The following is a 20,838-nucleotide window of genomic DNA, read 5'->3' as shown; positions in this document are numbered from 1 at the left end:
TGGATCGAACGCACCTACCACCACCGTCGCCGCCAGGCCCGGCTCGGACGTTTGACCCCCATCGAGTTCGAGATGATCATGACCCCACAGACGGCAACCGCCGCCTGACAACCCGTGTCACCTCAACGCGCGGCAGTCCCGACGGCAAAGTGCGGGCCTACCGCCTCGGCCGGGTCATCCGACTGCGATCAGACGACATCAACGACTTCCTGGAAGCATCACAGATCGAGCCAGGCACCCTGACTCACCTGCACGAATCTCGGCCCGACGCAACCCGGTTGGCGGCCGGACTGCCCGAAGGACCGCCGACGGGAGCCGGAAGCGAGTGAAGGGCGACGGCCGAAAGTCGCGCTGAACGTCGACCCTCCGGTGACCCAGCGCCGCGGTACCCGCAGACCATGCCGGAGTGCGACTCCCCGGATGATCACCGCCGTGCGACGAGGCGATATGAGATACTGAACTCATCATGCTCTTGGCGAGGTGGTGGGACAGCGTGAGCATCAAAGGCATGAGCACGTGACCTTGGCCGCTGTCGTCGACCGAGTGGTCGCCGTGGCCGCGGCGAACAAGCGACTCCCCGAGGCGGAGACCAAGGCTGTGCTGATCGAGCCGATTCTCGACGCACTCGGATGGGATACCCGCGACCTGGGCGCTGTACGTCGCGAGGTACCGGTCGCTGGCGGCACCAACGTCGACTACGGCCTCCTCGACGGAGCCGGAGATGTCCGGCTCCACGTCGAAGCCAAGGCGCTCGGCACCAACCTGGGGATCAAGGTCGTTACCCAGACCGTCAACTACGCCAACGGGGCAGGGGTCCCGTGGGCAGTACTCACCGACGGGCTCCGCTGGCATGTGCTGTGGTCGAACGCCCCGGTCGCCAACGACCGCAAAGAGGTGTTCGCGGTCGACCTGACCGACCTGACCGGACCCGACGCCACCGAAGCGGACCGTGCCGCCACCCTCGCCCAGCTCGGCCTGCTCGCACGGGCCCGAGTCGAAGCCGGCGACCTCGACGAGCGCGGCCGCAGCCTCTTCGACGTCGCCGTGGTCCGCGGGGTTCTCGACGACCTGTTCACCCGCCCGCCCGCCGAGCTCGTCGATCTCGTCGCCGGCCGGCTCCGCCATCCCGTCGAACCTGACCGGATCCGGGCGGCGCTCGTCAGCGTCGGCCGTCCCTTCACCGACGCCCCGACCGCCACCGCGCCCAGGTCCATAGCGTCAACGCCGCCGGCCAAGACACCGGGAAGCCGCAAGCAGGGGCCCCGCCGACCCCACACTTACGAGGAGCACTTCGGGAACGCCTCGCAGGCGGTCGTGGACCTCTACCAGCGGTTCCACGAAGCGGTCATGGCCCGCGACCCCCGCATGGTCCGGGAGTTCAAGTCCAAAGCCGTCAACTACAGCCTGGGTCCGGCCAAACGCGACATCGTCGTCACCGTCGTTCCCCAAGCCAGCCGCCTCAAGCTGTTCTTCGTGCTGCCCGGCGACCGGGCCGACACCGACCCCGAACTCCGCAACATGCGACCCGGCGGGCCCGGCACCGTCGGCATCGGCCACCACGGCCACGGCGACGTCATGGCACCCCTCACCGCCGACAACCTCGAGGAACGCCTCACCCTGGTAGACGAAGCCATCGCCGCCCACCAGCACCGCACCCAAGGACCAGCCACATGAGGGACGCCACCAAGCGGCGAGTCACCGTCGACCTCGACCCCGACGAACACCGCGCCCTCAAGCAGTACGCCCTCGACCACGACGCCACCATCTCCGACGTCCTCAGAGCCACCCTCACCGAACTACGGGACAACACCGCCCTCCAGGCCGCTGTGAGTGGCCGGCTCGGCCAGAGCGAGGAGCCATGACCAGCGGGACGATCGAGAACTTCATCTTGAACGGCCCGTTCGAGGAGCCGTCTCGGCATTGGCGGTTCGATGCGGAGGGGATCACCGACGAGGTGGTGGAGGGGCGCCGGCCGTCGGCGTACTTCATGCCGATCCCGGCATCGAAGCGCAAGAAGGCAGCGCAGCAGGAGATCGTGTTCCAGGAGTGGTCCGAGGACCGGATCGAAGAGACCCGGTTCGTGAACGAACTGCGCGACGAGGTGACCCGCTGGCGGGAGACCGGATGGCACGGCGCGACGCACACATCGAAGACCCTCCTGCGCCACTGGACCGACCCCGGCCGGGCTCGGCGGCTGTACTTCGCTCAGGTGGAGGCGGTCGAGACGGCGATCTGGTTGGCGGAGGTCGCCCCGGACACCGGCAAGGGCCGCTACTTCCGGAACGAGTTGACCCGATTCGGTGAGGACGCCAACCCGGGTCTGTTCCGGGTGGCGCACAAGATGGCGACCGGGACCGGCAAGACCGTCGTCGCCGCGATGTTGATCGCGTGGCAGACGCTGAACAAGGCCGCGAACCCGACGTCCAAGAAGCATTCGGACGGGTTCTTGCTGGTCGGGCCCGGCCTCACGATCAAGGACCGGCTGCGGGTGCTGATGCCGTCGGACCCGGGGAACTACTACACGGCCTTCGATCTGGTGCCCGCCGAGCTGCGTCCCCAGCTGGGTCGAGCGAAGGTCGTCGTCACGAACCGCGAGGCGTTCAAACGCAAGGAGAAGGTCAAGGTCGCGAAGGCCACCAAGGACCTGCTCCGCCAGGACGGCGATCCGGCCGGGGCGTTCACCGAGACGTGGGACCAGATGGTGAACCGGGTGTGCAAACCGTTGCGGGGGAAGCGCCAGATCTTCGTCATCAACGACGAGGCGCACCACTGCTACCAACGGAGGCCAACACCCGCGGCGGACGAGACGATCGACGCGCTCACCGGCGACGAGAAGGCCGAAGCGAAAGCCCGCGACGACGCCGCCCGCCAATGGCTGTCCGGTCTGCGGGCCGTTCAAGCCAAGCTCGGCATCCGCACCGTCTACGACCTGTCCGCCACCCCGTTCTTCCTGAACGGGTCCGGCTACCCCGAAGGGACCCTGTTCCCGTGGGTCGTGTCGGACTTCGGGCTCATCGACGCGATCGAAGCGGGCCTCGTGAAGATCCCGCGGGTGCCGGTCGAAGACGACACCACCAACCCCGACGAGGACCCCACCTACCGGACCCTGTGGGCCCGGATCCGCGACAGCCTCCCCAAGAAGGGCCGCAAGACCGACGCCATCACCGGCGAACCCCGACTCCCCGCCGCTCTCCAAGGAGCGCTGCACTCCCTGTACGCCAACTACGCCCGCTCCTACCAGGCGTGGGAGACCTCCGAGGCCGCCGCCGCCGGCGCGGCGCCGCCGGTGTTCATCGTCGTGTGCAACAACACCAACGTCTCCAAGCTCGTGTTCGACTACCTGGCCGGCTGGGAGAAGCCGCTCGAGGACGGCACGACGGTCGTGGTCCCGGGCGCGTTGCCGTTGTTCTCGAACGAGCACGCCGGCGGGTGGGCGGACCGGCCGGTCAGCCTCCTCGTCGACTCCCAAGCGCTCGACTCCGGCGACGCCATGTCCCCCGAGTTCAAACGGGCCGCCGCCGCCGAGATCGACCGGTTCAAAGCCGAGTACGTCGAGCGGTTCCCTGGCGCTGACCCCTCCAAGCTCACCGACGAGGACCTGCTGCGGGAAGTGATGAACACCGTCGGCAAACCCGGCCAGCTCGGCAGCCAGATCCGCTGCGTCGTGTCGGTGTCGATGCTGACCGAAGGATGGGACGCCAACACCGTCACCCACATCCTCGGGGTCCGGGCGTTCGGCACCCAGCTCCTCTGTGAGCAGGTCGTCGGCCGCGGGCTGCGCCGCCGAGGGTTCGCGCTCAACGACCAGGGCCACTTCGAGCCCGAGTACGCCGAGGTGTACGGGGTGCCGTTCTCGTTCCTGCCCGCCAACGGCAGCCAGGCCGAGCCTGAGCCTCCCGCCCCGATCACCCACGTCCGGGCGCTTCCCGAACGGGCCGACGCCCGCATCACGTTCCCCCGCCTCGACGGCTACCGGTGGGAGATCCCCGACGAAGCCCTCCACGCCGACTGGACCGACGAATCCGCCCTTGCGCTCACCGCCGAGCACAACCCCACCACCACCGAAGTCGCCGGGATCATCGGCGAGACCGCCGTCCACACCCTCGATGACCTCCGCTCCCAACGCGTCCAGTACGTCGCGTTCAGCCTCGCCAAAGTCGTCCTCGACCGGTACTTCCGCGACGACCCCGACGACCCCGGCAAGCCATCAGGGGTGACCGGCGAACGCCCCTGGCTGTTCCCCACCCTCGTCGGCATCTGCACGTCATGGATCGCCGAGTGCGTCACCTGCACCGACAACGCGTTCCCACAGCTCCTCCTGCTCCACGAGCACGCCTCCGACGCCGCCGACCGCATCTACCGGTCCATCGTCCGCACCGCCGGCGGCGACCGTCGCCTCCTGCCGATCCTCAAGCCGTACGACACCATCGGGTCCACCGACTGGGTCGAGTTCGACACCACCAAACCCACCCGCCGCACCGACCCCGACAAGTGCCACGTCTCCCACGTCGTCGCCGACACCGACTCGTGGGAACAACGCATGTCCCAAGCCCTCGAAGAGCTCAACGGGGTCGTCTACCGGTACGTGAAGAACCAGGGTCTCGGGTTCACCATCCCCTACGAGCTCGACGGCGAAACCCACCAGTACGTCCCCGACTTCATCGTCGACATCGAAGACGGCCACGGCCCCGACGACCCCCTCCACCTCGTCATCGAAGTCACCGGCAAGAACGACCGGGCCAAACAAGCCAAGACCGACACCGCCCGCAGCCTCTGGGTGCCCGCCGTCAACAACACCGCCCGCTACGGCCGCTGGCACTTCGTCGAGATCACCGACCCGTGGGACGGCGCCAACATCGTCGCCTCCATCGCTCACTCAGGAGCTGTCACCGCATGACCACCCGCAAACCCGCCAAGAAGACCACGAAGAAGAAGGCGCCCACCCCCGTCGAGGCGACCGTCCACACCGCCGCCACCCGCACCAACATCCCCACCGACGAGCTCCGCGACTTCGTCGCCGCCGACGAAGCCAACCCCACCGACCTCCTCTACCCCCGCGACCCCAGCCTCGACCCCCAGCTGGTGTGGACCGGCAAGGACCAACTCGACCGCGAACCCCTCGCCGTGCCCGCAGTGCCGCTCTACATCCAGGAGAAGATCGACCCCCGAGCCATCGTCGAGAACCTCCGCGACACCGCCGCCGCCGGCGAACCCGAACCCGAACTGTCCCTGTTCGACGACTTCGACGGCCTCGACGGCCTCGACCAGATCGAGTTCTACCGCCACGACGCCAACTGGTCGAACCGCCTCATCCTCGGCGACTCGCTCCTCGTTATGGCCAGCCTTGCCGAGAAGGAGAACCTCGCCGGCCAAGTCCAGATGGTGTTCATCGACCCGCCCTACGGGATCAAGTTCGGATCCAACTGGCAGGTCTCCACCCGCAAGCGCAACGTCAAAGACGGCAGCGACGCCACTCGCCAACCCGAACAGGTCAAGGCGTTCCGCGACACCTGGAAGGACGGCATCCACACCTACCTCACCTACCTTCGCGACCGGCTCACCGTGGCCCGTGACCTCCTCACCGAGTCCGGGTCGGTCTTCGTGCAGATTGGCGATGAGAACGCCCACCGGGTACGCGCCGTTCTTGACGAGGTCTTCGGCGAAGAGAACTTCGTCAGCCAGATCGTCATGCAGACCAGCTCAACGATGGGCGAGTCCTACCTTGACGGCGTTTGCGACTACATCCTCTGGTACGCACGGGACCATGCCTCCCTCAAGTACCGCCAGGTGTTCAAGCCCAAGCACCCTGGCGAGGCAGGAGCCAAGGACTACACCCAGGTGAGTCTTCCGGATGGATCGACTCGGAAGGCAAGTTCTGAGGAACTTGCTGCACCGTCCCTGTTGCCGGAGGGAGCTCGCCTGTTTGCACTGGCACCGCTGACCAGCCAGCGGCCTGCCCAAGGTACTGACCTTCGTTCGTACGGTTTCTGCGGCAAGTCATACGGCCCAGGGAAGGGAACCTTCAAGACCGACAAGAGCGGGATGGACAAGCTCGCCGCCTCCGGCCGTCTGTTCGCCCGCGAGAACTCGCTGCGGCGAATCAGCTATCTCGACGAGTTCCCGGTTGGCACGATCACGAACGTCTGGTCGGACGTATCGGCTGGATTCCGCGCCAAGGAGAAGGTCTACGTCGTCCAGACCCAATCGCCAGTCATCGAGCGGTGCGTGTTGATGTGCACGGACCCTGGGGATCTGGTGCTGGATCCGACGTGCGGTTCGGGGACGACGGCGGTGGTGGCGGAGCAGTGGGGCCGCCGGTGGATCACGACAGACACGTCACGGGTGGCGTTGGCGTTGGCTCGGACCCGGCTGATGTCGGCGAGGTTCCCGTACTACCTGCTGGCCGACTCGCCGGAGGGGGCGGCCAAGGAGGAGGCGCTGACTGGGCAGCCCCAGTCCCGTGAAGGCCACTCCGATGATGTGCGGCAGGGGTTCGTGTACCGGCGGGTGCCGCACGTGACGTTGAAGTCGATCGCGAACAACCCGGACATCGCCGAGGGGATGACCCGTGAGGAGATCGACCAAGCGATCCTTCGACACGCCGAAACCGAGCTACTGGTCGATCAGCCGTACGAGGACCCGAAGCGGGTGCGGGTGTCGGGCCCGTTCACCGTTGAGTCGCTGTCGCCGCACCGCAACCTCGAAGCCCCGACGGTCGAGTCCGAACCGGAGACGAACGGGAACGGGTCGGCCGGGTTCGTCGAGACGATCCTGGAGAACCTCCGCTCGGCCGGGGTGCAGAACACGTTCCGGGGTGAGCGCCTCAAGTTCGACTCGCTCGAACCGGCCGCTTCGCTGGTGCTGGCCGCCCGAGGCGAGTTCACCGACGCCGACGGCACCTCTCGCAGCGTCGCGGTGTGCATCGGCCCGGAGCACGGGACCGTGTCACCGGACCTCGTGAAGGACGCAGCCCGGGAAGCGTTGAAGGGCGCCGGCCATGACCTGCTGGTCGTCTGCGGGTTCGCGTTCGAGGCGTACACGTCCGAGACCGCCCGCGAGTTCGAGCCGTCCGGCGACGGGTTCATCGCCGCCGCCGAAGAACGCAAGATGGGCCGCCTCCGGGTCCTGCTCACCCACATGAACCCCGACCTCGCCATGTCCGACGAGCTCCTCAAGAAGACCGGCGCCGGGAACCTGTTCACCGTGTTCGGCCAGCCCGACGTCACCATCGACCGTACCGACGACGGGATCGTGGTCGAGCTGTTCGGGGTCGACGTGTATGACCCGACCACCGGCGTCGTCCGCCCGTCATCTACCGACGACATCGCCTGCTGGTTCATCGACACCAACTACAACGGCGAGAGCTTCTTCGTCCGCCACGCCTACTTCACCGGCGCCGACGAGCCCTACGACAAGCTCGCCCGGGCCCTCAAGGCCGACATCGACCCCGACGCCTGGGACGCTCTCTACCGGACCGTGTCGATCCCGTTCACCCCGCCGGCCAGCGGCCGCATCGCTGTCAAGGTCATCAACCACTACGGCGACGAGATCCTCCAGGTCTACGACACGCCCACCTGACCAGACCCGAGCCAATTCGGGCTGCCTAGGCTTGATCCTGGGTCACCTGAGGAGACACGTCGAACGACCCGAGGTCGGCGTGGTCGGTTTGCCCGTGCCCCTCGCCGCGAAGCTGGCCGGCGAGGTCTCCGAACTCCTCCGGGTCGCGTGTCGACGCCCGCACGCCGAGAGCAGGTTGAGTCAGCTCGATGCTCCTCTGCGTGTTCGGGATACGGCCAGCGCATCCGCCGCAGCTCGAAGGGCGTCGGATGTAGAACGAAGGAGCGCCTCCATCACTCCGACATCGACAACGATCCCGCAGGGACCAAGACCGTCACCAGGAGCAGGCACGGTGCCGGTGGCCGCTTCCGGCTCACCAGGGCTTTTCTCCCCGGCCGGCCTGCCATCCCATGTGTGACCTGTCCCGGTGCCGAACATGGAGCCCAGATTCGGCGTGCCGCGTCGTTCCGCCATCCGGGCAGTCTCGCGCCCTTCCGAGAGGCGGCGCTGCCCGAGGCCGGCGAAGCCTGGTTGTTGATACACCGCGAACCTCGCGCATGTAAGAACTCAGGCAAATGTCATGAGACGGTTCATCTACCTGATATGTGGGGTGGAGGGGTTGCTGGTGGCGGTGATCGCGGTGGTGTTCGATTTCGACGACACGTTGGCGCCGGACTCGACGACCCAGTTGCTCGACGCCCATGGCGTCGACACGGACGACTTGTGGTCGCGGCGGGCGCCGGCGCTGGTGGCGGAGGGCTATGACCCGCCGTTAGCGTATCTGCGGTGCCTGTTGGACTGGGTCGGCCCGGGCCGGCCGTTGGGGGAGTTGACCAACGCGGACCTGGCGGCGTTCGGGGCGGAGTTGGACGCTTCGTTCTTCCCGGGCCTGCCGGGCCTGTTCGGGGACCTCGAGGCGATCGCGGCGGCGGGCCGGGACGTCAGCGTCGAGTTCTACATCGTCTCCAGCGGGCTGCAGGCCCTGATCGCGGGCAGCGGGATCGTGCAGCGGCACCTGACCGGGGTGTACGGCTGCCAGCTCGGTGAGAACGAGGCAGGGCACCTGGCGTGGGTGAAGCGGTGTGTGACCTTCACCGAAAAGACCCGGTTCCTCTTCGAGATCAACAAGGGCATCGGCGCCGCCGAGGCGGCGACGCAGCCGCATCTGGTGAACCGCCGGGTGCCGGTGGGGGAGCGGCGGGTGCCGTTCGAGCACATGGTGTTCGTGGGTGACGGGGTCACCGACATCCCGTGCTTCTCGCTGGTGGGTGACAACGGGGGGACGGCGTTCGGGGTGTTCGACCCGTCGGATTCGGCGTCGGCCAAGCGCACCTTCCGGGAGTTCCTGCGGGCGGGGCGGGTGGTCAGCAGCCACGCGCCGCGGTTCGGGCCCGACGACGAGCTGGGTGCGTTGTTGCGGGCCGCGGTCGGCGAGATGGTGACCCGCATCGAGGTCCGCCGCGCCCGTCCCTGACCGGGTGTGGGCCGCCGGGGCCGGTCGGCGGGCACCGCCGGTAGCGCTCCCCCGACCCTGACGGCGGCCCCGCTGGACGGGGGCAGACGACCATCTGGGCCACCGAGGTGGCCCACCCCGGCTGCCCCGGAGGCGCCGGGCAGAGCCGACCGCCTGAGGCAAAGAGTGTCCGGCGGCACCCTGACGGTGGGGACATGCAGATCCCCAACGCCGCGACCCGGCACTTCACCGTCCCCATCGTCATCGTCGCCATCACCCTGGCGGGCCTGGCCCTGGTCCTTGCTGCGGCCACCATCACCGCGCTGGGAACCCGCACCCCGACCCGCCCGGTCCCTGCCGCGGCACCCGTGGCCACCTCCCCACCCGACCGGCCCGCCGCCGTGCCGGCTGCGGACGGCCCGGCGGCGGCGACCGGTGACCCGTTCCGGGTCGCCGTCGTCGGCGACTCGCTGGTCGAGTTCGCCGAGCAGGGTTCGCCGCTCCAGGCCGACCAGCGGGCCACCCACCGTTTCATCCGGGCCGGGGCCCGCCACCAGTGGCGGATGGCGGTGGTGGGCCACCACGGATGGACCACCGCGGACCTGCTCGACGACATCCGCCGGCAGGCCCGCCGGGCCGACGCGGTGGTGGTGGTCGCCGGCTCGAATGACGCCGCGCGCATCGCGGCGGGTCAGGCGACCCCCGCTCAGGTGCAGGGGTGGATCCGCGCCGCGGTCGACGCGCTGGCGCCCGCCCGGTGCGCGGTGTGGGCAACCGTGACCACCAGCGCCCCGACCTTCTACTGGCCGACCCCTGCCGCCCCTGAGTCGGTCAACGAGCTGATCGCGGCGGAGGCCGCCCAGCATCCGAACCTGCACATCGTCGACTGGGCCGCCACCGCAACCCAGCCCGGGATGTTGCTCGCCGACGGGCTGCACCACACGCCTGCCGGCACGGAAGCGATGGTGACCGACCTCACCGCCGCCGCCGCCCGCTGCCTTCAGGGGTCGCCGGTATGAGCCCCGAGTCGGCGCCGGCCCCGCGTCGGGGCCCCTGGTCCGCCTCGACCCTCGGTCCCGCGGCTGTCGTGTTGGCCGCTGTCGTGTTGGCGGCTGTCGTGTTGGCTGCTGCGGTGCTGGCGGTGACGGCGCCCCGGCCGGCGGGCGCGTCGGTGCCGCCACCGACGCCGACCAGCGAGCGTGCCGCGGGCACCGAGCAGTCCCCCTACTGGCGGTGGTCGCGGATGCCGGTCACGTGGGCGATCGAGGCCCCGTACCCGGGGATGTCCCGCCGCGCGCAGACCGCGGTCTTCCAGCAGGCATTCGGCTGGTGGGCCGCCCGCTCGGGTGTGCGGTTCCGGCGTGTGGCCCCCTGCGGTGCCTGGCTGCCGTTCGACGACCCGAGGTGCGGGCAGCCCCAGATCCGGGTGAGCTTCGTCGCGGCCCGCCACGGGCGCAGCTGGGATCCCGACCTCGGCGCCGGCCAGCGCGCCCACGGCTTCCCTCCCTGCCCGGACTCCTGGTTCACCGGCTGCGGTGACATCCACCTCGACCGGTCCTATCCGTGGTCCTCGTCGAGGCTCCTGCTCGTCGCCGCCCATGAGATCGGTCACGCCATCGGGATCTCCCATGCTCCCGCCCGGTGGTGCCCGGCGCCCGGGCGCGGGGCGCTGATGTGCCCGTCCGGCGGCGCCGGCGCCAGTTGGGACATCACCGAGGCCCGCGCCCGCTATGGGCGCTGAAGGTCGCGCGGCCCCGGCGGCCGGCGCCCGTTCCGGGCTGGGCCCGCTCGGCGTCGATGCGGGTCGCCATCTCCCCGGACGCGGCCGACAACAGCGCACCCCGCCGGCAAAGTCTGTCCGCCGGCCATGTTGTGCTCGGCTCATGGGAGATGCAGTCGTCGATGTCGGTGCCCGGCGAGACCAGTGGCTCGGTGCGTTGCTCGTGGCGGTCGTGGTGTTGGTGCTGGTGGCCGCTGTGATGTTGACCGCCGGGATCGGCCGTCGCGGGTGTGTCCCGGGCGGGCCGCCCCCGCCGGCGCCGCCGCCGGACTGGCGCTACGAGCCCGACCCCGAGTGGCGGTGCCCGCCCGGTGACGATGCCACCACCGGAACGGGGACCGAGCCGTGAGCGCCGCCGAAGCGGCCGCCCGCCGAGCCACACCGGACCGGCCCCGCGGGGCGCGCCCCGAGCGGCCCGCGACGGTGCCCGAGGACCGCCCGTGGGTGCCGCCGGTGGCGCGCCTGGGCGACCGGCTGGTCAGCGGGCTGTCGCGGCTGGCGGCGTTGGCCGCGGCTGAGGCCGGCGGCGACGGGCCGGTCGGGCCCCGACTGGTGGTCGTGGCCGGACCGCCCGGTTCGCAACTCGACGCCGTGACCGAACACGTCGCCGCGCTCTACCGGCGGGCAGGCCTGGTGGGAGCCGAGCCGGTCCGTGTCGAGGCCGAGGCGTTCGCCCAGGCGCTGCGCTCGTCGCGATTCGACGAGATCGCCCCGGTGCTGATCGTGGACCCCGCCGACGGTGCCGACGAGGTCCCGAAGCGGTTGGCCCGCCTGCTCACGGCGGGCCCGCGGCTGGTGGTGGCCGCGGTGAGGGACCGGGCCGCGGCGGCGCCGGTCATCGCCGCCGCCGGCGGCTCCCACCGGGCCCGGCTCGTCGAGTTGTCCGACCCGGTGGGCCCGGCGCTGGTGGACCTCGCCGTCGAGCAGGCCGCCGATGCCGGGCTGTGGCTGCCGGGCCCGCTGCGGGACCGGCTGGCCGTGCACCTCGACCGGGCCCACCGGGCCTGGGGGCTGGGCGGCTACGAGGCGCTGGACCGGGCGCTGGGCGACATCGCCGCTGCGGTCGCCGTGCGGGGCGCGGCCACCGACGACCGGGGCCGCCGCCGGGTCCTCGCCCCCGACGTCCCCGCCGTGACCGGCGACCGCGACGGCCTCGCCGACGCGCTCGCCGCGCTGGGCCGCCACCCCGGCCTGGGACCGGCCCGCGAGCACCTCGAGGTGGTCGTCGCCGACCACTGGCGTCGTGTCGACGGGGGAGCGGGCCCGGCAGCCGCCCCCCACCTCGTCCTCGCCGGCGAGCCCGGCTCAGGGCGCACGACCGCCGCTGGCCTGGTGGCCGAGGTGCTGCACGCCGGGCGGGTCGTGGCCTGCGACGCCACCGTGACCGTCGCCGTAGAGGAGCTGCTGGGCTGCTGTTCGACGGGCGCAGGCGACCGGTTCCGGGCCGCAGCCCGCGCCGCGCGCGGCGGCGTGCTCGTCCTCGACGACCTCGACCGGTTGGCCGACCTCCACGACGCGAGCCAGCTCCGGCTGGCCCTGGGCGCGCTCGCAGCCGAGCTCGCCCGGCCAGGACCGGCGACGGCGGTGGTGGCCACCGGCACGGGCAGCGGCGCCGACGCCCTCCGGGTGCTGGTGGCGTCGCCCGCGTTGCGGGCTCGCTTCGGGCCGCCGTTGCGGCTGGCGGCACCGGCGGGCGCCGCGCTCGGTGACGCCCTGGTCGCTGCCGCAGCCGCCGCCGGCTACCGGGTCACGCCCGCCGCGGCCGCGGCGGCACAGGCCATCCTCGAACGCCGGGCGGCCGCGGTCCCCGCCGGCTTCGGGCACTGCGCCGCGCTGGTCGACGAGGCCGTCCCCCGCCACCACCGCCGCGGCGGCACCGCCGCGACGCTGACCGTCGACGACATCACCGGGCCCGCACCGACCGAGGCGGGCCGGACCGACGCGCCCGGGCCGCGACCGGCCCCGGAGCCCCCCGCCCCGGAACCCGTCCGCGGGCTCGCCGAGGACCGGGTGCGGCTCCACCGTCACGACCAGGAGCGCCACGCCCTGGGCCTTCCCCGCCTGGACCGCACCCCCCACCTCGTGTTCGAGGGGCCGCCCGGGTCCGGCAAGACCACCGCCGCCCGCTGGGCGGCACGCCGGTGGGCCGACGCGGGCCTGCTCACCTCGGGTCACCTCGTGGAGGTCAGCCGGGGCGACCTCGTCGCCGAGTTCCTGGGCCAGACCGCGCCGCGGGTCCGCGAGGTCTGGGCCCGCGCCCGCGGCGGGGTGCTCTTCGTGGACGAGGCCCAGGCCCTGGTGGCCCACAGCGGCTGGCGCGACTACGGCGACGAGGCCCTGTCCGAGTTGGTCAAGCTCATGGAAGACGACCGCGACCACGCCGTGGTCGTGTTCGCCGGCTACGAGCACACCGCCGCCGCCCTCACCCGGGCCAACCCAGGGTTCTTCCGCCGTGTCGAGGTGGTGACGTTCCCCGCTCCCACCGGCGACGACCTCGCCGCCGCGTTCGACCTCGCCGCCAGCAGCTACCGGTTCGCCCCCGGCGCCCGTGACGCCGCCCTGCAGGCGCTACGCGACCGCCACGAGGTCGGCTACAGCGCAGTCCGCGATGTGCTCGCCGCCGCGGTGACGGCCTACTGCCGCCGCGACGGCGGCGACATGGCCCTCGCCGCCGCCGACTTCGGCGGCCCCGCCGCCGAGCCACCCGCCCCCCACCCCGGGCCTCGCAGCACCGGCGGCTACCTGTGACCACCACCGGCAGCAGCTACTGCGCCCACGACGGCTCACCGCCTGGGGCGCCCCGCGAACGGACCCCAGCGAGCGGTGCGGTTCCCGCCGGCCACCCCGAGCGGCGGAGCCCCCACGGAGAAATCGCGTCAACCCACGTCATCAGCAGCCCCGCCACCTGTCTCAACCCAAGAATCACCCACAGCTCGAGAAGGAACGGTTGACGACATGGCATCCCACATCGTTGGGCAGCTCCCCAGGCTGATCCAGCTCGTCTGCACGCTCCCCATCAACAGCAACGGCAGTGAGACACTGAAGAGCTCGGACCTGGTCCGCCTCCCGGGCTATTGCGGTCTCGGCGAGGGCACGCCGGAGAAGCACCTCGACCGAGACCGCAAAGACTTGAAGGACATGGGAATCCCGATCGAGGAGATATCCCTCACCAGAGACGACGGCGAGAAGATCAAGGGGTGGTACATCAGCGGGGACGGGTCGCTGCTCACCAACGCGCGGCACAAGGAGTTGATCGACTTGGTCGTCGATTTGCTGGGCCGGGTCGATGTCCCCCCCGGGCTCGCCGATCTGACTGCCGGCGGCTTCACCCACGGCGACGACGCCAAGGTCCGTGTCGACGGCGACGTCCCCCAAGCCGTCGTCGACATCGCTGTTGCTCCCGCGCTCCAGCCCGTCAAGGTCGACTACACCAAGCCGGACGGCACAAAGACCACCACCCTCGAGTTGACCGAGGTGGTCATCGACCACCACGACTTCTGGCGCGTCCACGGGATCACCGCCGACAAGCGCTATTGGACGCTGCGCGCCGACCGCATCACAAAGGTGCAGGCGGGCGAGCCGGCGGAAAGCGGTGAGCGCGTCGGGGCGACGACCTGGGACACATCCGGCCGGTCACGCCCACCTTCCACCCGACCCGAACGCTGGCGGCGTGACCCGCCCGTTGAGGTCACCGTCGAGGTCGACCCCCGCTACCTCGACGACATCGTCGAACTGCTCGGCGAGCCCGAGCACCACCACGGCGGCAGCGCGCCGGGCGACGCACCCGACCCTGACCCGGTCGTGTGCCGCTGGCGGGTCACCAACCGGGCCTGGTTCAAGCAGTCCGTGCTCCAACTGCACGACCGGGCGATCGTGACCAGCCCGCGCGAGCTGCGGGACGAATTGGCCGGCGCCGTGAGGAAGGTGCAGAAGAGCCTGGGCTCCGTGCAAGACCGCCTGGCCAGCGGCAAGGCGCGGAAGAAGGTGCCCGAACCGGCCGCCGAAACGTGGCGGGCCACGGGCGCCGAGGGGCTCATCCCTGTGCTCGCGCTCGTCGCATGGGTCATCAAATGGCAGGACAAGCACGATGGGGCACCCCCCACGTTCGAGGAGGTCGCGCAGCACACCCAGTGGGGTGACAACCTCGCCACCACCACCCACCGCCGCGACTCGGGGGCGGCCGCCATCCCCGAGGTCGTTGTCGCCGGGATCCTCGATGCGGCGCAAAAGGCCGATGACCTCCCGTTCGACGTGTCCGTAGCGGACAACACACTCAAAGTCGAAAAGCGTGTAAGCGACGGACATTGGCGTCACCTACTCACCCCCCGCCTTGCCGCGTTGGCGCTGCTGGCCGAGAGCGTGCTTCTCGACGACCGCTACAGCCCCGCCAACGAGAAGGCAATAAGGGAAAGGGCGGCTCAGGCCCTCGCCGCCCGGTCGCCGGTCACGATCGACCCCCAGCCCACCGACCCACGGCAGGAGATGGTGAGCAACGCGATCGAACGATCTCAGTGGCTGCGCGGCCGGTACCGGTCGACCTCGCGGGTCGACCACGAGGATCTCGTCTTCCGCCCGGAGCGGCTCCGGTACCGGCGGGGAGAGTGGTTCATCGAAGCGCACTGCAAAGAAGGTGACGAGTTCCGGGCGAGAGTGCTGCGGCTCAACCGTTTCGAGAAGACCCCCGAATCCTTCGACGTCGACACGCCCGACCCCGGGGACTTCGAGGACCCGGGCCCCGAGTTGTGGGTCAAGGTCGCCGCCGAGGGGCGGGCCGTGCACCTCCTCGACGACTACACCGCCCGGGGTCTCACCACCGGGGACGAAGGCATCACCGAAGCGTGGATCGGGCTGTTCTGGCCCGCCGCCGAGCGGCTGACGACGCTGCTGTTGCGGGGCGCGGGCGAACTCGAGCTCGTCGCGGTGGGACGCGAAAGCGCCGAGGGCGCCGAGGGTGCGGTCAAAGCAGCACAGGAGACGGTTGACCGTCTCGTGGGCCACTACGACCCGGTCCCCGAGCCTTCGTGACGAAGTGTGTCCGGAGCCGGGGGCACGCTGACGGCGACCGCACGACCCACGGCCGAGAGCACCAACGAGGAGCGCCATGACCACGATCGAGGACCTGCAGGCCCGCCAGGCCGAGGCAGCCGACCCGGCCACCCCCGCCGGCAGGCTGGACGGGCTCGCCCACGCCGCCGACGGCGACTGGGACTGGGGTGGCCTCGAGTACTACGGGCTCGAACTGGCCAAGAACCCGTCGGCACCGGCCGATCTCCTCGCGGAACTGGCCGCCCTCCACCACCCGCGGGTCACCCCCGACCGGCCGTTCGGCCTCGGTTGGGGGGTCGCCCAGAACCCGTCGGCGGCCCCCGACACCTTGCGCGACCTCGCCCGCGACGAGGCGCTCCAGGCGTTCGCGGCCGCCAACCCCTCCTCGCCGCCCGACGTGCTGTGGGCCCTGGCCTGGGACCCGGTCCTGCGCGCCAGCGTCGCGTCCAACCCGGCGATCACCGACGACCTGCGGAGCCGCCTCGACCGCGGCGAGGACGACGCCTGGGCCGCGGCCCGGAGCCTCGCCGACGTGGGCGAGCTCACCGCCCGGTGGCTCGAGGGCCGCATCCTCGCCCACCCCGGTTGCTGGCTCAGCGGCCCCGACGACGAGACCGGCGCCCTGGCCCCCGTGCTGGCGGCCTGCAACCGGGCGGGGTTCGTCACCACCAACTCACAGCCCGGCGGTCCCGGCCAGCGCCCCTATCTCACCGGGCTCGCCCCCGCCGAGATCGCCGAACGGGTCTGGGCCGCACTGCTCCCCACCCGGCTGGTGGTGCTCACCTACCCGCCCGGCGCCGAAGGCGGCTTCCCCCGCATCCCCGTGCACCTCAGCCACGGCACCAACGGCGGCGGCCTCGGCGGCCCCCACCAGTCCCCGGCAGGGGTCTTCGACGGCTGCGTCGGCGACGAGGCCCTCGCCGAGCTCCGCCAGGCCTGGACGGTCGAGATCATCGACCCCCAGTGGGGCGACGACGACCTGCTGTGGGCTGCGCTGGCAGCGGCACGGTGACCGCCGCCCTGGCCCCCACCTGCCAACCCCACCCGACCCCGACCGAACCAGCCACCGACAACACAGATGTCAATCCGGCTACACATACGACTAATGGAGAAGAATCGTGACTTCCGATGCGAACTATGAACGCGATATTCGATGGATTGAGGACTTGAAAGACCCAGAGCTCTCAGCGGACAGGGTCGCGGAGGCGGCGGAGCGTGATTCCTGGGTAGTTCGTGGGTCGGCCGCGCATCACAACAACGCTTCGGAGGAAACTCTCAGGAATCTGGCTAAAGACCAGGTCGGTGCCGTGCGTGCAAACGTTGCAGAAGTCACTGAATCCGCCGAACTCCAAAGCCGCTTGGCCGGTGACCTTGATCCGCGCGTCCGGCACCACCTCGCACATAACCGGGCGGTTGGTGCTCCCCTCCTCTTTCAACTGCTCGAAGATGAGGATCCCGATGTCAGGCTGGCTGTCATGGCCACCATTTTGAGTAGGCCCGGGAGTATCGACCCCTGCACCAGTGACAGCTTCTGGACGGGGAAGAGCCCGGCCGAATGGGCAGACAACGAGGACTGGAGGCTTCGGTGGTTTGGCGCGATCCACCCATCGACGCCGCCCGAGACTCTCGCCGGCTTGGCCAAGGATGAGAAGGTTTCCGTGAGGGGGGGAGTGGCCGGGAACAAGTCGACTCCGCCCGAGTCCCTCACCACACTCGCCGCCGACGCGAGTCCCGAGGTGCGTGGTGCGGTGGCGGCCAACCCGGCCACGCCACCCGAGACGCTCACCCTGCTCGCCGCCGACGCCGACGGAACGGTGCGGGCCGCAGCGGTGAAGAACCCGAAAACGCCTAAGGCCGGTCGGGCCGCCGGCGGGCTCCTGGCGGACTAGAAGTAGCACGAACACCCTGCCGGTCGTGCTCGTCGACCTCGTCGACGATCCGGGTCCGGATGTGCGGAACTGGGTGTTCCACGCCCGGCTGGCTCCGCTTGACGTGCTTGCCGCCGACCGCGACAAGGAGGCGTGGGTTGCTGCGGTGAGGGCCGCGACGCCCCGCCTGCCGCCGAGGCCGCCGCGGGCCTCTGGTGAGAACCGCCACCGGGTGCACTCCTCAGGGCCTGGGTCAGTTGCCGGGGGTGTGGTGCCGGTGGCGGCCTGCGAACCACAGGCCGGTGCGGCGGGACCGGCGGTAGGTGCCGAGGTGGCCGATGGGGCGGACGATGACCTCGACCCGCCAGGACCGGCCGTTGAGCGGGGGCAGGGTCGGGCCGGCGTCGGTGAGGGCCCGGTACCAGCCCTGCATCGAGTCGAGTAGCAGCACGGCGGTGCGCTCGGTCCTGGTGGAGCGGAGCAGGAGCGTGTCGCCGGGCGGGTCGTCGAGGGGGCCGGAGCAGTGCGCCGAGAGGTGGAGGGGGTCGGTGCCGCCGCCGTAGGGGGACAGGCCCTGGAGCCGTTCGGCGTCGTGTTCCCGGCCCGGCGCGATGGTGGCCGCCCGGGTGGCGGGTTCGTCGCCGGTGGCCTCGGCGAGGGGGGCGAGGGGGGAGGCGGTGAAGCCCGTTGCCGCCCAGGCGGTGAACAGGTCGAGCATCCCGTCACCGTCGTAGGTGGCGAGGAGGCGCAGGCGGGCGTCGTCGCCGGTCGGTTTGCCGGCGTCGAGCCACCAGCGGAGCCCTTGGGCGGGCCGGGACCACCCGAGGGAGTAGACGAGGACGTGGACCAGGGGGGCCCAGTACCCGGCGCCGGCCGGGTGGGTGTCGCCGGGCCGGGGTGGCGCGGGTAGGGGCTCTGAGCCTGGTGGGGCGGCGAGCGCCCGGAACGCCCAGGGGATGGCTTAGCCCCACTCCGGCTGTTCGCCGAGGAGGGTCCGCATCTGCTCGTAGGTGCCGGTGTGCCCGTTGACCCATTCGGGCACACCGAGCCGCGGCGGTTCGGGGGGACGGTCCGTGCCGGTCATGGGCGCTCCGGGTTGGGGGGCGGGGCCGCTTGGGGGTTCGCGGGGCTCATGGCGCCTCGCTCGGCGGCCAGTCGTGGAGCTCTTGGACCGAGGGGAGTGCGTCGAAGTGGGCGCTGGTGAGCCAGTCGCGTACGGCGAGGGTGGCGCGCACGTCGTCGGCGTTGTAGTCGAGGAGCTTCTGTTTGAGGGCGTCGGCGTCGTCGCCGGGTCCGGGGGCGACCGCATGGCGGTACCAGACGGCGGAGAGGTCGCCGGCGGCGTCGTCGGCTTGCCAGTGGTGCCCGGCGTGGGGTGCGATGGCCTTGAGCCCGTATCCGGCGGGGCTCAACAGTGCCTTCTCGGCGGTCTTCTTGAGGTCGACCCAGCGGTTGGTGTCCTTCACGAGGGTTTCGATGTCGGCGGGGGAGGGGACACCGTCGACCTTGCCGTGGCTGCGTGCCGCGATGGCGGCGAGCTGGCCGGCTTCGGCCTGCTCGTTCCAGCAGTACACCTTCGCGGTGGCACCGCGCCTGTCGGCGTCGCCGAGTTGGGCGCTGAGCCAGGCCCAGAACCGGGCGAGGACCTGGCCTTCGTCGTGGCTGGTGAGGGGGTGGGCCCAGTCGACGAAGGGCTGGTAGTCGCCGGTGTGGGGTGCGGTGGGGGCGGTGCGGTCGGTGAGGATGGCGCCCCACAGGTAGACGCCGCCGCCGAGGTCGCTTTCCATGTCGATGTCGATCTCGATCTGGGCGCGCAGGTCGTCGGGAACGGGCCACTCGGTGCGGTAGAGGCCACCACGGATCCGGGCCCGGGCCGCCACGACGAGCTCCGCGAGCCCAATCGGGACGTTCTCGGGGACCATGTCGGGCCCGGCTGGTGCGAGGTAGCGGTCGATGAGCCCGGCGTCGAGCTTCTCGAGGTCGCCGACGGTGGTGATGCCCTGGCTTTCGAACAGCCGCTGCTTGGCGGTGGCCCGCGGGTTGGCCACGGCCGGCTCGTCAGGTTCGGCGCCCGGTCGGGGTTGGAGGTCGTCGCGGGTGATGTCGACCCGATTCGGGGTGTCGGGGTGGCGGCCGGCGAGCAGTGTCGCGGTCCGCAGGTCGAGGCCGGCGAGGTCGCCGCAGGTGTGGACGCGGGCGTGGCGGTGGCGGCGGATCTGGTCCCAGCGGACGTTGGGCAGCAGGCTGATGTGGTCACCGGCGTCGCCGCCGTGGTCGAGGTGGTCGGCGCAGATCACGGTCCACCAGGGGCAGGTGGCGCAGTCGCTGATCTTGACCGGCTTAAGCATCCACTTGCGGGGGTCGGCGGCGGCGGCGGTGTCGATCACCTTGGCCCGGAACTCGAACTCGTGGCGGTACCGCTCCAGGGTGGACCGCATCACGCGGGTCGATTTGCGGGGGCTGTCGGGGTCGTCGGGGTCGTCCCGCTGGGAGGTGGAGCGGGTCTGCCACAGCTTGGCGGTCAGGTCGTACCAGGTGAACTCCAGTTCCTTGCCCACGATCGCGCCCACCGCTGTTGCGCCGTCGGGAGGCGCCCAGCCGAGGGCGGCGAGCATGTTCCAGTAGTGCGCCAGCTGGAACGCGTCCCCGGCGTGCTTGCGCAGCGCCACCCCGCCGCGTTCGGACCGGGCCCAGGGGTCGTCGAGGGGGCTGACGGTGGCCGGGTTCTGGTCGCCGCCGGCGGCCGCCTGGGTCTTGTGGTGTTTGATGTCGGCGGGCACGTAGCCGCCGTCGGGGTGCGCCAGCAACAGGTCCGGCTTGCCCGACCGGCGGTCCACCGTCGGCAACTGCGCCCCCACGATGACCGCCGCCCGGTCCTCGATCGCCTTCGCGGTGGTGGCGATGTCGTCATCGGCGAAGCAGATCGCGTCGGCAGCGAAACTGCCCTTGAGCTGCCGTTCGACGTCACGTTCGAACTCGTTGCCCTCGTCGATGATGAGCTGCTGGACCCGGTCGGGTGGGGGCAGGGGCAGGTCCCGGGTGTCGGGGTGGTTGTCGAACTGGGCCCGCACGGGGCAGCGCTTGGCCACATAGGACCCCAACGCCTTCGGTTCGGTCATCGCTTCATCCTCCTA

At 70.9% G+C, this 20,838-nt stretch carries 14 protein-coding genes; 12 read left to right on the top strand and 2 right to left on the bottom strand.

The window, feature by feature from the left end:
* The first annotated feature begins 516 nt into the window (after positions 1-516).
* The 12 genes from JNK12_12465 (at position 517) to JNK12_12410 (ending at position 17,725) form a co-directional block, all read left to right on the top strand.
* Positions 517-1,674 (top strand): hypothetical protein, encoded by a 1,158-nt coding sequence (locus JNK12_12465; GenBank protein ID MBL8776747.1) that lies wholly within the window; start codon positions 517-519, stop codon positions 1,672-1,674.
* Positions 1,671-1,862, top strand: coding sequence for a hypothetical protein (locus JNK12_12460; protein ID MBL8776746.1), 192 nt, complete (start codon positions 1,671-1,673; stop codon positions 1,860-1,862). The genes JNK12_12465 and JNK12_12460 overlap by 4 nt, the downstream gene beginning before the upstream one ends.
* A complete protein-coding gene (locus JNK12_12455) occupies positions 1,859-4,897 on the top strand; it encodes a DEAD/DEAH box helicase family protein (GenBank protein ID MBL8776745.1) in 3,039 nt (1,012 codons plus the stop codon). The genes JNK12_12460 and JNK12_12455 overlap by 4 nt, the downstream gene beginning before the upstream one ends.
* Positions 4,894-7,578 carry a site-specific DNA-methyltransferase gene (locus JNK12_12450; GenBank protein ID MBL8776744.1) on the top strand — a complete coding sequence of 895 codons (2,685 nt, stop codon included), beginning with the start codon at positions 4,894-4,896 and terminating at the stop codon, positions 7,576-7,578. Before JNK12_12455 ends, JNK12_12450 begins: the two co-directional genes overlap by 4 nt.
* A gap of 559 nt (positions 7,579-8,137) precedes the next feature.
* On the top strand, positions 8,138-9,031 hold the full coding sequence (locus tag JNK12_12445; protein ID MBL8776743.1) for a hypothetical protein: 894 nt from the start codon (positions 8,138-8,140) through the stop codon (positions 9,029-9,031).
* 194 nt (positions 9,032-9,225) lie between these two features.
* Positions 9,226-10,029, top strand: coding sequence for a hypothetical protein (locus JNK12_12440; protein MBL8776742.1), 804 nt, complete (start codon positions 9,226-9,228; stop codon positions 10,027-10,029).
* Positions 10,026-10,751 carry a matrixin family metalloprotease gene (locus tag JNK12_12435; GenBank protein MBL8776741.1) on the top strand — a complete coding sequence of 242 codons (726 nt, stop codon included), beginning with the start codon at positions 10,026-10,028 and terminating at the stop codon, positions 10,749-10,751. Before JNK12_12440 ends, JNK12_12435 begins: the two co-directional genes overlap by 4 nt.
* Positions 10,752-10,893: 142 nt before the next feature.
* Positions 10,894-11,139, top strand: coding sequence for a hypothetical protein (locus JNK12_12430; GenBank protein MBL8776740.1), 246 nt, complete (start codon positions 10,894-10,896; stop codon positions 11,137-11,139).
* On the top strand, positions 11,136-13,538 hold the full coding sequence (locus JNK12_12425) for an AAA family ATPase (GenBank protein ID MBL8776739.1): 2,403 nt from the start codon (positions 11,136-11,138) through the stop codon (positions 13,536-13,538). Before JNK12_12430 ends, JNK12_12425 begins: the two co-directional genes overlap by 4 nt.
* A gap of 75 nt (positions 13,539-13,613) precedes the next feature.
* A complete protein-coding gene (locus JNK12_12420; GenBank protein MBL8776738.1) occupies positions 13,614-15,815 on the top strand; it encodes a WYL domain-containing protein in 2,202 nt (733 codons plus the stop codon).
* Between the two features lie 76 nt (positions 15,816-15,891).
* The gene (locus JNK12_12415; GenBank protein ID MBL8776737.1) at positions 15,892-16,848 is read left to right on the top strand and encodes a hypothetical protein; all 957 of its coding nucleotides are present in this window, start codon (positions 15,892-15,894) and stop codon (positions 16,846-16,848) included.
* Positions 16,849-16,954: 106 nt separating this feature from the next.
* Positions 16,955-17,725 carry a hypothetical protein gene (locus tag JNK12_12410; protein MBL8776736.1) on the top strand — a complete coding sequence of 257 codons (771 nt, stop codon included), beginning with the start codon at positions 16,955-16,957 and terminating at the stop codon, positions 17,723-17,725.
* 232 nt (positions 17,726-17,957) lie between these two features.
* Here JNK12_12410 and JNK12_12405 read toward each other — a convergent pair whose 3' ends face one another.
* Positions 17,958-18,422 carry a hypothetical protein gene (locus JNK12_12405; GenBank protein MBL8776735.1) on the bottom strand — a complete coding sequence of 155 codons (465 nt, stop codon included), beginning with the start codon at positions 18,420-18,422 and terminating at the stop codon, positions 17,958-17,960.
* A 412-nt stretch (positions 18,423-18,834) separates the two neighbouring features.
* Positions 18,835-20,823 carry a TM0106 family RecB-like putative nuclease gene (locus tag JNK12_12400; protein ID MBL8776734.1) on the bottom strand — a complete coding sequence of 663 codons (1,989 nt, stop codon included), beginning with the start codon at positions 20,821-20,823 and terminating at the stop codon, positions 18,835-18,837.
* Positions 20,824-20,838 lie beyond the last annotated feature (15 nt).

The organism is Acidimicrobiales bacterium (genome assembly GCA_016794585.1).
In the GTDB taxonomy this organism is placed as follows: domain Bacteria; phylum Actinomycetota; class Acidimicrobiia; order Acidimicrobiales; family DATDAH01; genus JAEUJM01.
Note: the sequence above shows the minus strand (reverse complement) of the source record. Positions and strands in the feature narration are given on the sequence as shown.

Bases quoted from the DNA above. Each gene is read 5' to 3' on its own strand.
- JNK12_12405 (MBL8776735.1), bottom strand. From the start codon at position 18,422: ATGCTCGACCTGTTCACCGCCTGGGCGGCAACGGGCTTCACCGCCTCC.
- JNK12_12440 (MBL8776742.1), top strand. From the start codon at position 9,226: ATGCAGATCCCCAACGCCGCGACCCGGCACTTCACCGTCCCCATCGTC.
- JNK12_12415 (MBL8776737.1), top strand. From the start codon at position 15,892: ATGACCACGATCGAGGACCTGCAGGCCCGCCAGGCCGAGGCAGCCGAC.
- JNK12_12430 (MBL8776740.1), top strand. From the start codon at position 10,894: ATGGGAGATGCAGTCGTCGATGTCGGTGCCCGGCGAGACCAGTGGCTC.
- JNK12_12445 (MBL8776743.1), top strand. From the start codon at position 8,138: ATGAGACGGTTCATCTACCTGATATGTGGGGTGGAGGGGTTGCTGGTG.
- JNK12_12450 (MBL8776744.1), top strand. From the start codon at position 4,894: ATGACCACCCGCAAACCCGCCAAGAAGACCACGAAGAAGAAGGCGCCC.
- JNK12_12455 (MBL8776745.1), top strand. From the start codon at position 1,859: ATGACCAGCGGGACGATCGAGAACTTCATCTTGAACGGCCCGTTCGAG.
- JNK12_12400 (MBL8776734.1), bottom strand. From the start codon at position 20,823: ATGACCGAACCGAAGGCGTTGGGGTCCTATGTGGCCAAGCGCTGCCCC.
- JNK12_12460 (MBL8776746.1), top strand. From the start codon at position 1,671: ATGAGGGACGCCACCAAGCGGCGAGTCACCGTCGACCTCGACCCCGAC.
- JNK12_12435 (MBL8776741.1), top strand. From the start codon at position 10,026: ATGAGCCCCGAGTCGGCGCCGGCCCCGCGTCGGGGCCCCTGGTCCGCC.